6 protein-coding genes, 1 tRNA gene, 2 rRNA genes, 5 pseudogenes and 1 CRISPR repeat array (1 of these 15 only partly in view) are annotated in these 12,750 nt (G+C 66.3%); of the genes and pseudogenes, 6 read left to right on the forward strand and 8 right to left on the reverse strand.

Annotation, left to right across the window (positions count from 1 at the left end; all coding sequences use genetic code 11):
- The first annotated feature begins 8 nt into the window (after positions 1 to 8).
- On the forward strand, positions 9 to 227 hold the full coding sequence (tnpB, locus tag AZL_RS14845; RefSeq protein ID WP_052293678.1) for an IS66 family insertion sequence element accessory protein TnpB: 219 nt from the start codon (positions 9 to 11) through the stop codon (positions 225 to 227).
- Positions 228 to 313: 86 nt separating this feature from the next.
- Entirely contained in the window at positions 314 to 1,927 is a 1,614-nt protein-coding gene (locus AZL_RS14850) for an IS66-like element ISAzs18 family transposase (RefSeq protein WP_012975330.1), read from the forward strand.
- 69 nt (positions 1,928 to 1,996) lie between these two features.
- A CRISPR array of direct repeats spans positions 1,997 to 3,617; the repeat unit is 37 nt; unit sequence GCTTCAATGAGGCCTGGGCGTTTCCGCCCAGGAAGGG.
- A gap of 44 nt (positions 3,618 to 3,661) precedes the next feature.
- Here the strand turns inward: AZL_RS14850 and AZL_RS14855 are convergent.
- Positions 3,662 to 4,567: pseudogene (locus AZL_RS14855) on the reverse strand (IS66-like element ISAzs18 family transposase); the annotation flags it as partial.
- A 69-nt stretch (positions 4,568 to 4,636) separates the two neighbouring features.
- On the opposite strand from AZL_RS14855, the gene AZL_RS34315 reads away from it, so the two are divergent.
- Positions 4,637 to 5,733, forward strand: a protein-coding gene (locus AZL_RS34315; RefSeq protein ID WP_148219284.1) for an IS630-like element ISAzs14 family transposase whose coding sequence is annotated in 2 segments (ribosomal slippage) — positions 4,637 to 5,153 and positions 5,153 to 5,733 — 1,098 coding nt in all. Because the reading frame shifts where the segments join, the coding sequence is not laid out codon by codon here.
- Positions 5,734 to 5,743: 10 nt separating this feature from the next.
- On the opposite strand, the pseudogene AZL_RS14870 reads toward AZL_RS34315, so the two are convergent.
- A pseudogene (locus AZL_RS14870) lies at positions 5,744 to 6,019 on the reverse strand (IS66 family transposase zinc-finger binding domain-containing protein); the annotation flags it as partial.
- 178 nt (positions 6,020 to 6,197) lie between these two features.
- Here AZL_RS14870 and istA point away from each other — a divergent pair.
- Together istA and istB are read left to right on the forward strand one after the other, a co-directional pair.
- Entirely contained in the window at positions 6,198 to 7,712 is a 1,515-nt protein-coding gene (istA, locus tag AZL_RS14875; RefSeq protein WP_012973785.1) for an IS21-like element ISAzs2 family transposase, read from the forward strand.
- A 10-nt stretch (positions 7,713 to 7,722) separates the two neighbouring features.
- Positions 7,723 to 8,478 carry an IS21-like element ISAzs2 family helper ATPase IstB gene (gene istB / locus AZL_RS14880; RefSeq protein WP_012972684.1) on the forward strand — a complete coding sequence of 252 codons (756 nt, stop codon included), beginning with the start codon at positions 7,723 to 7,725 and terminating at the stop codon, positions 8,476 to 8,478.
- A gap of 131 nt (positions 8,479 to 8,609) precedes the next feature.
- On the opposite strand, the pseudogene AZL_RS14885 reads toward istB, so the two are convergent.
- From AZL_RS14885 to AZL_RS14895, 3 genes and pseudogenes are all read right to left on the reverse strand, one after another.
- Positions 8,610 to 9,071: pseudogene (locus AZL_RS14885) on the reverse strand (transposase); the annotation flags it as partial.
- Positions 9,072 to 9,157: 86 nt separating this feature from the next.
- Positions 9,158 to 9,505, reverse strand: a pseudogene (gene tnpB / locus AZL_RS14890) (IS66 family insertion sequence element accessory protein TnpB).
- Positions 9,502 to 9,918 carry an IS66-like element accessory protein TnpA gene (locus tag AZL_RS14895; RefSeq protein WP_042443270.1) on the reverse strand — a complete coding sequence of 139 codons (417 nt, stop codon included), beginning with the start codon at positions 9,916 to 9,918 and terminating at the stop codon, positions 9,502 to 9,504. The pseudogene tnpB (AZL_RS14890) and the gene AZL_RS14895 overlap by 4 nt, the downstream one beginning before the upstream one ends.
- 120 nt (positions 9,919 to 10,038) lie before the next feature.
- Between AZL_RS14895 and AZL_RS37630 the strand changes: the two are divergent.
- Positions 10,039 to 10,137, forward strand: a pseudogene (locus AZL_RS37630) (transposase domain-containing protein); the annotation flags it as partial.
- Between the two features lie 196 nt (positions 10,138 to 10,333).
- Here the strand turns inward: AZL_RS37630 and AZL_RS14900 are convergent.
- The 3 genes from AZL_RS14900 to AZL_RS14910 form a co-directional block, all read right to left on the reverse strand.
- Positions 10,334 to 10,410 (reverse strand) — tRNA-Met (locus tag AZL_RS14900).
- Between the two features lie 80 nt (positions 10,411 to 10,490).
- A 5S ribosomal RNA gene (gene rrf, locus AZL_RS14905) occupies positions 10,491 to 10,606 on the reverse strand.
- Between the two features lie 136 nt (positions 10,607 to 10,742).
- Positions 10,743 to 12,750, reverse strand: a 23S ribosomal RNA gene (locus AZL_RS14910) (it continues 737 nt past the right edge of the window).

The following is a 12,750-nucleotide window of genomic DNA, read 5'->3' on the forward strand; positions in this document are numbered from 1 at the left end:
AAGGAGGGATGCACTATGTCACGCGATTTGGTCATCTGGTGAAGGTTCTTTACTGGGATGGCCAGGGCTTCTGCCTGTTCACCAAGCGCCTGGAGAAGGGGCGCTTCGTGTGGCCGATCAGCCGCGAGGGCGTGGCGGTGCTCACTCCGGCCCAGTTGGCGATGCTCATCGAGGGCATGGATTGGCGCGCCCCGCAGCGCACATGGCGCCCGGAGATGGCGGGGTGAGTCCCGGCCGCCACGCCCGCCGATGATCGGCGCCGGGGTGGTGATCGCTCCTCCTCCGGGAGCCGCCGATCGGGTAGACTCCGGCCATGCCCGCTACCGCCGAGCCGCTGCCCACCGACATTGAGACGCTGCGCGCGATCATCGCGGCGCAGGCCGCGGAGTTGGCGGCCGAGCGTCGGTGTCGTGAGGCCAGCGAGGCCGAATTGGCCGCCGCCAAGGCCGGCCTGGTGGCCAAAGCGCTGGAGGTGGAGAAGCTCAAGATCCAGTTGGCTCGGCTGCGGCGCATGCAATTCGGGCGTTCCTCCGAGAAGATCGACCGCGAGATCGACCAGCTCGAACTGGCGCTGGAGGATCTGGAGGCTGCCGCGGCGGCCGAAGGGATGCCGGCCGATCCCGCCGAGCCGCGGGCGCCCTCGGCGGAGAGCCGTGCCCAAGCCGGCCGGCGCAAGCTGCCGGAGCATCTGCCGCGCACCGAGATCGTGCACGCCCCGTTTGAGGCCTGCCCCTCCTGCGGCGGCGCCCTGCGTCCGGTGGGCGAGGATGTCCGCGAGGTTCTGGACTACATCCCGGCGCGTTTCACCGTGATCCGCCACGTCCGCCCGGCGCTGTCGTGCCGGTGCTGCGAGGGCATGGTGCAGGCGCCGATGCCGTCGCTGCCCATCGAGCGCGGCCTGCCCTCGGCCGGGCTGCTGGCGCATGTGCTGATCGCCAAATATTGCGATCACCTGCCGCTCTATCGGCAATCGGCCATCTACGCCCGCGAAGGCGTGGAATTGGAACGCTCGCTGCTGGCCGACTGGGTCGGCAAGGCGGCGGCGCTGATGGCGCCGCTGGCCGAGGCCATTGGCCGGCACGTGCTGGCCGGTTCGGTTCTACACGCGGACGACACGCCGGTGCCGGTGCTCGATCCCGGGCGTGGCACGACCAAGACGGGGCGACTGTGGGTCTATCTGCGCGATGAACGCCCGCACGCCGGACAAGGGCCGCCGGCGGTGCTGTACCGCTATACCCCCGACCGCAAAGGCGAACATCCGCAACGGGAGCTGGCTGGCTTCCGTGGGCACCTGCATGCCGACGGCTATGGCGGGTTCGATGCTCTGTACGAAGCCAAGGGCGGCAAACCGGCCGCTGTCGCCGAAGTGGCCTGTATGGCTCACGTGCGCCGGAAATTCTTCGACGAGCACACCGAAACCGGCTCGCCCCTGGCCGCCGACGCGCTGAAACGGATCGGCAGGCTGTTTGACATCGAACGCCCCCTGACCGGCCAGCCCGCCGAGGACCGCCGCCGGATTCGCCAAGCGGAAGCCCGGCCCGTTCTCGATGAACTGGCCACCTTCCTCGACGCCGCCTTGGTGCGCATCCCCGGCAAGGGCGACCTGGCCAAGGCGATCCGCTACGCCCGCTCGCGCTGGACGGCACTGACGCGCTACGTGGACGACGGCCGGCTGGAGAACTCCAACAACGCCGCCGAACGAGCGATCAGGCCGCTGGCCATCGGAAGACGCAACTGGATGTTCGCCGGTTCCGACGCCGGCGGGGAGCGTGCCGCGGCGATTTATACCATCGTGGAATCCGCCAAACTCAACGGCCTCGATCCCCAGGCCTACCTGCGACATGTGCTCGACCGCATCGCGGATCACCCGATCAACCGAATCGCCGATCTCCTGCCCTGGAACCTCACGATTCCCGACCACGGGTGAACGGAAGCGGAGCCGTCAACCCAATTCCGCCGCAGTCGCCAGACGACGCTTACGACGGATCCGACCACCGCTTCAATGAGGCCTGGGCGTTTCCGCCCAGGAAGGGGCCCAAGCCGCTCCCGTTGGCGAAGCACAGACCAGCGGTTGGCCTCGCTTCAATGAGGCCTGGGCGTTTCCGCCCAGGAAGGGCTTCGATGTCGCTGGCCGTGGCGGCTTCTGGAATGAGGCGCTTCAATGAGGCCTAGGCGTTTCCGCCCAGGAAGGGAAGGACAGGGCGAAGGTGGCCACCGCCCCCAGGTGGTTGCTTCAATGAGGCCTGGGCGTTTCCGCCCAGGAAGGGACGTATATGGCGCTTGGTTGTCAGGATATGTCACGTCATTGCTTCAATGAGGCCTGGGCGTTTCCGCCCAGGAAGGGCGACGGGCGACGCGACGGTCAGTGCGTGTCCTCGGCGCTTCAATGAGGCCTGGGCGTTTCCGCCCAGGAAGGGCCGGTTGGCAGCCTGCGCCACGCAAGCGCCCGCAGGTTGCTTCAATGAGGCCTGGGCGTTTCCGCCCAGGAAGGGCCATGCTGTGCGGCTGCCACCGCTAAAAATATTAAACGGCTTCAATGAGGCCTGGGCGTTTCCGCCCAGGAAGGGCGCGCCCGGCCCGGAACATCCCTATGCCACGGGCGAGCCGCTTCAATGAGGCCTGGGCGTTTCCGCCCAGGAAGGGCTCTCCGACACCAGCGGTGGTGCCGCCGCCCGTAGTTCCCGCTTCAATGAGGCCTGGGCGTTTCCGCCCAGGAAGGGCGGGCTTCGTCCGACGCTGCGGCGGCCGAAGGATGCGTGGCTTCAATGAGGCCTGGGCGTTTCCGCCCAGGAAGGGTTGCCGCAGAGCGTCAGACCACGGCGGAACTGTCGGCTGCTTCAATGAGGCCTGGGCGTTTCCGCCCAGGAAGGGGGTGAGGCGACGATGGTCTGATGGTAGCCGCTGCGCTTCAATGAGGCCTGGGCGTTTCCGCCCAGGAAGGGGGCGATGAGGCGCTGGTCATCCAGCAGCAGGAGATCACGCAGCTTCAATGAGGCCTGGGCGTTTCCGCCCAGGAAGGGGAAGCAGTGACCGACACCCCAGAGATCACCGCAGCGCTTCAATGAGGCCTGGGCGTTTCCGCCCAGGAAGGGCACCGCGGCGATCACCGCGCCATCGGCCGGGGTCTTGCTTCAATGAGGCCTGGGCGTTTCCGCCCAGGAAGGGAGGCCGCAGGCGCGCAGGAAGCGGCCGAGGTCGGCCGGCGCTTCAATGAGGCCTGGGCGTTTCCGCCCAGGAAGGGGCCGATCTGCCGCTGGCGCTGATCGACGGCCCCTTCGTGGTGCTTCAATGAGGCCTGGGCGTTTCCGCCCAGGAAGGGATTCTTGCGAGTCCGCATCCACGATCCGCCGCGTCCTGCTTCAATGAGGCCTGGGCGTTTCCGCCCAGGAAGGGCCGTCTCCACCCGTACCGTTTGGACTGCATCCATGACGCTTCAATGAGGCCTGGGCGTTTCCGCCCAGGAAGGGAGTGCTGGGCGCGAAGATGGCCCAGTATTACGGCGTCATGCTTCAATGAGGCCTGGGCGTTTCCGCCCAGGAAGGGCCCGGCTGTCGGGCCGGGGTCTCGGTGTTCAATGGAGGCTTCAATGAGGCCTGGGCGTTTCCGCCGTAAGCGTCGTCTGGCGACTGCGGCGGAATTGGGTTGACGGCTCCGCTTCCGTTCACCCGTGGTCGGGAATCGTGAGGTTCCAGGGCAGGAGATCGGCGATTCGGTTGATCGGGTGATCCGCGATGCGGTCGAGCACATGTCGCAGGTAGGCCTGGGGATCGAGGCCGTTGAGTTTGGCGGATTCCACGATGGTATAAATCGCCGCGGCACGCTCCCCGCCGGCGTCGGAACCGGCGAACATCCAGTTGCGTCTTCCGATGGCCAGCGGCCTGATCGCTCGTTCGGCGGCGTTGTTGGAGTTCTCCAGCCGGCCGTCGTCCACGTAGCGCGTCAGTGCCGTCCAGCGCGAGCGGGCGTAGCGGATCGCCTTGGCCAGGTCGCCCTTGCCGGGGATGCGCACCAAGGCGGCGTCGAGGAAGGTGGCCAGTTCATCGAGAACGGGCCGGGCTTCCGCTTGGCGAATCCGGCGGCGGTCCTCGGCGGGCTGGCCGGTCAGGGGGCGTTCGATGTCAAACAGCCTGCCGATCCGTTTCAGCGCGTCGGCGGCCAGGGGCGAGCCGGTTTCGGTGTGCTCGTCGAAGAATTTCCGGCGCACGTGAGCCATACAGGCCACTTCGGCGACAGCGGCCGGTTTGCCGCCCTTGGCTTCGTACAGAGCATCGAACCCGCCATAGCCGTCGGCATGCAGGTGCCCACGGAAGCCAGCCAGCTCCCGTTGCGGATGTTCGCCTTTGCGGTCGGGGGTATAGCGGTACAGCACCGCCGGCGGCCCTTGTCCGGCGTGCGGGCGTTCATCGCGCAGATAGACCCACAGTCGCCCCGTCTTGGTCGTGCCACGCCCGGGATCGAGCACCGGCACCGGCGTGTCGTCCGCGTGTAGAACCGAACCGGCCAGCACGTGCCGGCCAATGGCCTCGGCCAGCGGCGCCATCAGCGCCGCCGCCTTGCCGACCCAGTCATACCAGAGCCGGAAACTTCTGACTCGCCGGGTCTGTGGCTTGCGGTTCAGCGCCGGTAGTGATTCCCTGTGCCAGGTCTCACCATTGAGCGAAGCACAGCCATGTCCGCCCTGCCGATCCGCCCCGACCTGAGCTCGGAAGACCTGCGCCGCCTCGCCCGCGGCGAGAGCGATGGGCGGGTGTGCCGGCGCCTGCTGGCGATCGCCATGGCGCTGGACGGCGTCAGCCGGGCGGAAGCGGCGCGGCAAGCCGGCATGGACCGGCAAGCGCTGCGCGACTGGGTCGTGCGCTACAACGCCGAAGGGGTGGACGGCTTGCGGGATCGGGCGCGCTGCGGCCGGCCGCCGCTGCTCGCCGACGCCCTGGAGCCGGAATTGGCTGACCTGATCGCCGCCGGCCCCGAGGTCGAACGGGACGGCGTCGTCGAGTACCGGGTTCGCCACATCCGCGACTTGGCCCTGCGGCATTTCGGGGCGGACTACAGCCGCACCGGCATGCAGGACCGCTTGCACCGCATGAAGCTGTCCTTCCTGACGCCGCGCCCGATCCATCCCAAGGCCGACGCACCGGCCCAGGAGGCGTTTAAAAAAACTTCGCCGAACGCCTCGCCGCCATCGGAGAGGACCACCCCGAGGCGAGCGCCGTGGAGGTCTGGTTCCAGGACGAGGCCCGCATCGGCCAGAAAGGCACCCTGACCCGGCGCTGGGCGCCGCGCGGCAGCCGGCCGCGCGCCGTGCGCGATCATCGTTTCAAGTCGGCCTATCTCTTCGGCGCGGTCTGTCCTGAGCGCGACACCGGAGCCGCCATCGTCATGACGCGCGCCAACACCGAGGCGATGAACCTCATGCTGGAGGAGATCAGCCGCACCGTCACCCCCGGCGCCCATGCCGCCGTGGTGATCGACGGGGCGGGATGGCACACCAGCGGCGATCTCGCCGTGCCGGCCAACATCACCCTCGTGCCGCTCCCGCCCTACAGCCCGGAACTCAACGCCATCGAAAGGCTCTGGCAGGTCATGCGCGACACCCTGCTGTCCCACCGGCTCTTCACCGACCTCAACGCCATCCTCGACGTCTGCTGTCGCGTCTGGAACCGCATCCTCGCCGAACCCGGCCGCATCCGCTCCACATGCGGTTACCCGTGGGCCTTACAGGTCAAAATTTAACGGCTTTGGTATCAGCCAGCAGCGAGCGTTCCAATTCCACGCCTTCGCGGGCGTAGATGGCCGATTGCCGATAGAGCGGCAGGTGATCGCAATATTTGGCGATCAGCACATGCGCCAGCAGCCCGGCCGAGGGCAGGCCGCGCTCGATGGGCAGCGACGGCATCGGCGCCTGCACCATGCCCTCGCAGCACCGGCACGACAGCGCCGGGCGGACGTGGCGGATCACGGTGAAACGCGCCGGGATGTAGTCCAGAACCTCGCGGACATCCTCGCCCACCGGACGCAGGGTGCATATTTCGGCGGAAAGCACCCAGCGGGAACGGCGGAAAGCGCCCGGGCAGAACGGTGAAAGCGCCCAGCCGTTTCGGTGAATTCGCCCACCCGTAGGAGTGGTGGTATCGGGGTCCGAACCAGCCTTTGGCATCCCCATGATCTTTCCACGGCACAGGCCAAGGAGGATCGGGATGCCCCGAGCGAGGTCGGACATGCGGCGGATCAGAGAAGTCCTTCGTCTGCGGGATGAGTTTGGCGCCAGCCAACGGCAGATTGCCGATGCCTGCCGGCTGCCGCGCAGCACCGTGCGCGATTACCTGGAGCGGCTACGGGCCTCCGGGCTGCAGTACGCGGATGTGCTGGGCTGGACGGACGTCGAGCTGGAGGAGCGGCTGTTCCCGCCTCCGGTCACGTCGGCGCGCCCGGTGCCCGACTGGCGGCACATCAGCCGGGAACTCGGCCGCCGTGGCGTAACGCTGCGGCTGCTGTGGGAGGAATACCTGGAGGTCCATCCCGGCGGCTATCGCTACACCCAATTCGTCCAGCATTTCCGGGCATGGCAGGGTGCTCATGCCGAGCCGCGTCTGCGCCGGGAACATCGGCCGGGGGCGGCGATCGAGGTTGATTACGCTGGGATGACGCTGACCGTCGGGCTCGGCGCTGAGGCGCGGCAGGCCCAGGTGTTTGTCGCCTGCCTGCCGTATTCGGGCTACGTCTATGCCGAGGCGACCTGGACCCAGCAGGCGGAGGAGTGGCTGGCCTCCCACGCCCGGCTGTTCGAACATCTGGGCGGCGTGCCGGGCAAGCTGGTGCCGGATAACCTCAAGGTCGGCGTCAGCCACGCCTCCTTCTACGATCCGGCGATCAACCCGGCTTATCACGATCTCGCCCGGCACTACCGCACCGCCGTCCTGCCGGCCCGGGTGCGGCGCCCGCGCGACAAGCCCAGCGCCGAGAACGGCGTGCAGCAGGTCGAGCGGCGGGTGCTGGCCCCGCTGCGCGATACGCCCTTCGCCACGCTGGACGCCGCCAACGCGGCCTTGCGCGACAAGCTGGCCACCCTCAATGCCGCTCCCTTGAGCCGCCGGCCGCAGGACACGCGCGCCGGCCTGTTCGCCGCCGAGGAGCAGCCGACCCTGCGCCCCTTGCCGCCGGACCGCTTCGTGCCGGGCACCTGGGCGCGCCACAAGGTCCCGCCCGACTATCATCTCGCTCTCGACGGCGGCGTCTACTCGGTGCCCCACACGCTGATCGGCAAGACGGTCGACGTGCACAGCACCGCCGGCGTGATCAGCGTCTTCCTGCGCGGCAAGCGGATGGCCTGCCATGTCCGCCGGCAGGACGGCGCCACCGTGACGCTGGACGCCCATCGCCCCGCCAACCACCGGGCCGTCGCCCGCTTCACCCCCGATGCCATCCAGACCGAACTGGCCGCCATCGGCCCGGCCGCCGCGCTGCTGTTCGAACGCATCCTGGCCGGCGCCGATCACCCCGAACAGGCGGTGCGGGCCGGGATCGGCCTGATCCGCTTGGCGGCCACCCACGGCACCAGCCGGCTGGAGCAAGCCTGCCAGGCGGCGCTGGAGGCCAACGTCGGATCCTACCGCTACGTCCAGCGCTGGTTGACCGCTCCCCCGGCCACAACGGCGGACGCGGCCGGTGCCGGCGAGCACACCAATCTGCGCGGCCCTTCCTACTATCACTGACGGAGATACGATGATGAAGCACGTCAACCACGAGCGGCTGCGCCAGTTGCGGCTGTACGGCATGGCCAAGGGGTTGGAGGCGCTGGAACGCCTGCCCGATCGCGGCCAACTGGCCTTCGACGAGCAGTTGGGCACGCTGATCGAGCGGGAAGCGGCAGAGCGCGCCAACACCGCACTCGCCAGCCGACTGAAACGTGCCCGGCTGCGCCAGACGGCCTGCCTGGAGGACCTCGACCTGCGCACCCCGCGTGGGCTCGATCGCGGTGTTGTGCGCGAGCTGGCCACCGGGCGCTGGGTGAAGGAGAACCGGCCGGTTCTGATCACCGGCCCGACCGGGATCGGCAAGACCTGGCTGGCCTGTGCACTCGGCAACCAGGCGGCGCGGGAAGGCCACAGCGTACTCTACACCCGGCTGACCCGCCTGCTGGACGATCTGGCCACCGCCCGCCTGGACGGTTCGCTCGCCCGGCTGCTGCGACGGATCGCCCGGCTCGACCTGCTGATCCTGGATGACTGGGCGATGACCGAGCTGACCGCGCCTCAGCGCCTGGACCTGATGGAGGTGATCGATGACCGCCACGACCGGGCCGCAACCATGCTGGCCACCCAAGTTCCCGTGGCCAACTGGCATCGGCTCATCGGCGATGCCACCTACGCCGACGCCATCCTCGACCGCCTCGTGCATCGGGCCTACCGCATCGACCTGCATGGCGACTCCATGCGCCGCACCAAGGCCGATGCCGCCAGCGAAACCCCCGACACCTAAGGCCGGTGCTTGGCAACCAAACCCACAACCTTCATAACGTAAATCCAGGGTTCGGCCCCGGCTCCCACCAGCTTGCAATTCGGGTGGGCGCTTTCGCCGAAACGGTGGGCGCTTTCAACCGAAACGCCTGGGCGAATTCGCCGAAATACGCAACGCAGGGCGCCGCCGCAGGAGGGGCAGGCCTCAAACGGGGCGTGCACGATCTCGGTGCGCGGCAGATGCTCCGGCAGCTTGCGCCGGCCGGCTTGGGCACGGCTCTCCGCCGAGGGCGCCCGCGGCTCGGCGGGATCGGCCGGCATCCCTTCGGCCGCCGCGGCAGCCTCCAGATCCTCCAGCGCCAGTTCGAGCTGGTCGATCTCGCGGTCGATCTTCTCGGAGGAACGCCCGAATTGCATGCGCCGCAGCCGAGCCAACTGGATCTTGAGCTTCTCCACCTCCAGCGCTTTGGCCACCAGGCCGGCCTTGGCGGCGGCCAATTCGGCCTCGCTGGCCTCACGACACCGACGCTCGGCCGCCAACTCCGCGGCCTGCGCCGCGATGATCGCGCGCAGCGTCTCAATGTCGGTGGGCAGCGGCTCGGCGGTAGCGGGCATGGCCGGAGTCTACCCGATCGGCGGCTCCCGGAGGAGGAGCGATCACCACCCCGGCGCCGATCATCGGCGGGCGTGGCGGCCGGGACTCACCCCGCCATCTCCGGGCGCCATGTGCGCTGCGGGGCGCGCCAATCCATGCCCTCGATGAGCATCGCCAACTGGGCCGGAGTGAGCACCGCCACGCCCTCGCGGCTGATCGGTCACACGAAGCGCCCCTTCTCCAGGCGCTTGATGAACAGGCAGAAGCCCTGGCCATCCCAGTAAAGAACCTTTACCAGATGACCTTGCCGACCCCGGAAAACAAACAAATGGCCGGCGAACGGGTCCTGCTGAAGGACCTGCTGGGCGAGCATGGCCAACCCGTCCATGCCCTTGCGCATGTCGGTGGCGCCCATCGCCAGATAGACCCGCACCCCGGCGGGAACCGAGATCATGGCGAATCCAACGCGCCGACCAGTCGGCGCAGCGTGGCCGGGGCGATATCCTCGGCGATGCGCAGCACGCGGCCGTTGGCGAGAACCACCTCGACCAGGGCGGCACGGCGCTCGGCTGAGGGTACCGGCTCCGGCGCCGACGGCGTCTTGGTGGGAGAGAGCAGGCCGGCGGACGGCGGCCCCTCCAACACATGAACCGGCACGAAGGAGGGCGCCGCGGCAGACAGTTCTCCGCTCTTGAACTGTCGGCGCCAGCGGTAGATCAGGCTGGTGCACACGCCGTGGCGGCGGGCCACCGCGACGACGGCGCCGCGCCCGCCGTGGGCCTCGCCGACCAAGCGGATCTTCTCCTCGGCCGAGTAGGTGCGCCGCCCGCCGGCGCCGGTGATGACCTCGATACGTTGGACTGCCACAGTGCAAACCACGCTGCTTGCCACGATGCCAAGCCAGCCACACCCACCGGTGCCGCCGACGTCCAGCTTTCAGCACGCGGCACACTCCTCCCGCAAGGCAGCACTCAGACGACGCTTACGGCCTACCTGCGACATGTGCTCGACCGCATCGCGGATCACCCGATCAACCGAATCGCCGATCTCCTGCCCTGGAACCTCACGATTCCCGACCACGGGTGAACGGAAGCGGAGCCGTCAACCCAATTCCGCCGCAGTCGCCAGACGACGCTTACTCCAAATCCACCGAGCAGCACGCTGAACGTTTCGATCCGCACCCGCGTCACTCACCGGATGCGTACGATCCTGGAGGCATGCGCCGAGGCGGACCCGAAACGCCGACAGCCCGCCTCGTGGGAGGCGGGCTGTCAACTGTCGTTGGTTGCGGGGGCAGGATTTGAACCTGCGGCCTTCAGGTTATGAGCCTGACGAGCTACCGGGCTGCTCCACCCCGCGGATGTCTCTCGTTATTGGATGATGGAGTGTGAAGATGCAAGCGGCTTGTTTTTGGAGAGATTGTCTCTTGTGCCTGAGCGACCTGGCGGCGACCTACTCTCCCACGTCTTAAGACGCAGTACCATTGGCGCGGAGGCTTTTCACGGCCGAGTTCGGGATGGGATCGGGTGTTTGACACCTCGCCATGACCACCAGGTCACCGAGGCACAAGACCGACGCTCCTTCCAACAAGGCATATGCTTGAACGTGCAAGTGAGGATGAGGATGTATCGAACCGGCTTTTTTTGCGTCAAGCAGACTTGCTGCTGCGCATGGCGCGGTTGTGTGGGGTTGGGATCAAGCCGATCGAGCGATTAGTAAGGCTTAGCTTCAGGCGTCGCCGCCCTTCCACATGCCTCCTATCGACGTGATGGTCTGTCACGGCTCTCAAGGGAGCTCTGGTTTAGAGGTGGGTTTCCCGCTTAGATGCTTTCAGCGGTTATCCCGTCCATACTTAGCTACCCGGCCATGCCACTGGCGTGACAACCGGTGCACCAGAGGTATGTCCATCCCGGTCCTCTCGTACTAGGGACAGATCCTCGCAAAACTCCGACACCCACGGCAGATAGGGACCGAACTGTCTCACGACGTTCTAAACCCAGCTCACGTACCACTTTAATCGGCGAACAGCCGAACCCTTGGGACCTGCTCCAGCCCCAGGATGTGATGAGCCGACATCGAGGTGCCAAACGACTCCGTCGATATGGACTCTTGGGAGTCATCAGCCTGTTATCCCCGGCGTACCTTTTATCCGTTGAGCGATGGCCCGTCCACGTGGAGCCACCGGATCACTATGGCCGACTTTCGTCTCTGCTCGACTTGTCAGTCTTGCAGTCAGGCGGGCTTATGCCATTGCACTCGACGAGCGATTTCCGACCGCTCTGAGCCCACCATCGCGCGCCTCCGTTACACTTTGGGAGGCGACCGCCCCAGTCAAACTACCCGCCATGCAGGGTCCCGGACCCGGATCACGGGCCACGGTTAGATGCCAGAGACTTCAAGGGTGGTATTTCAAGGTTGGCTCCACCCGGGCTGGCGCCCAGGCTTCCAAGCCTCCCACCTATCCTACACATGAAGTCCCTAGCACCACTGCAAAGCTGTAGTAAAGGTGCACGGGGTCTTTCCGTCTGACCGCGGGAACTCCGCATCTTCACGGAGAGTTCAATTTCGCTGAGTTGGTGTTGGAGACAGCGGGGAAGTCGTTACGCCATTCGTGCAGGTCGGAACTTACCCGACAAGGAATTTCGCTACCTTAGGACCGTTATAGTTACGGCCGCCGTTTACCGGGGCTTCAATTCAAGGCTTGCACCTCTCCTCTTAACCTTCCGGCACCGGGCAGGCGTCAGACCCTATACGTCGCCTTGTGTGGCTTCGCAGAGCCCTGTGTTTTTAGTAAACAGTCGCTACCCCCTGGTCTGTGCCCCCCGCCTTGGCTTGCGCCAAAACGGGGCCCTCTTCTTCCGAAGTTACGAGGGCAATTTGCCGAGTTCCTTCAACACCATTCTCTCAAGCGCCTGGGTATACTCTACCAGTCCACCTGTGTCGGTTTGGGGTACGGTCTGTATGGCGGGGCTGTTTCCTGGAACAGGTCCACAGCACGATCAATCCGATAAGATCGTACACGCTTTCCCATCCGTCACCTCCGCCAGGCCCACGAATATTAACGTGGTTCCCATCGACTACGCCTTTCGGCCTCGCCTTAGGGGCCGGCTCACCCTGCGTGGATTAACCTTGCGCAGGAACCCTTGGACTTTCGGCGACAGTGTTTCTCACACTGTTTGTCGCTACTCATGTCAGCATTCTCACTTCCGATACCTCCAGGCGGCCTCACGGACACCCTTCGCAGGCTTACGGAACGCTCCGCTACCACGTGATCAAAGATCACATCCGCAGCTTCGGTACACGGCTTGAGCCCCGATACATTTTCGGCGCAGGCCGGCTTAACTAGACCAGTGAGCTATTACGCTTTCTTTAAAGGATGGCTGCTTCTAAGCCAACCTCCTGGTTGTCATGGCCTTCCCACATCCTTTCCCACTTAGCCGTGATTTGGGGACCTTAGCTGGCGGTCTGGGCTGTTTCCCTCTCGACGATGGACCTTAGCACCCACCGTCTGTCTGCCGCGCTCTGCTCACGGGTATTCGGAGTTTGGTTAGGTTTGGTAAGGCTCGCGCCCCCCTAGCCCATCCAGTGCTCTACCCCCCGCGGCAATACGCGACGCGCTACCTAAATAGCTTTCGCGGAGAACCAGCTATTTCCTGATTTGATTGGCCTTTCACCCCTAGCCACAGGTCATCTCCGACT

The organism is Azospirillum sp. B510 (assembly GCF_000010725.1).
GTDB classification, from domain to species: Bacteria; Pseudomonadota; Alphaproteobacteria; order Azospirillales; family Azospirillaceae; genus Azospirillum; species Azospirillum lipoferum_B.

Coding starts and splice junctions, on each gene's coding strand:
- istA (WP_012973785.1), top strand. CDS start 6,198: ATGCCCCGAGCGAGGTCGGACATGCGGCGGATCAGAGAAGTCCTTCGT.
- AZL_RS14850 (WP_012975330.1), top strand. CDS start 314: ATGCCCGCTACCGCCGAGCCGCTGCCCACCGACATTGAGACGCTGCGC.
- istB (WP_012972684.1), top strand. CDS start 7,723: ATGATGAAGCACGTCAACCACGAGCGGCTGCGCCAGTTGCGGCTGTAC.
- tnpB (WP_052293678.1), top strand. CDS start 9: ATGCACTATGTCACGCGATTTGGTCATCTGGTGAAGGTTCTTTACTGG.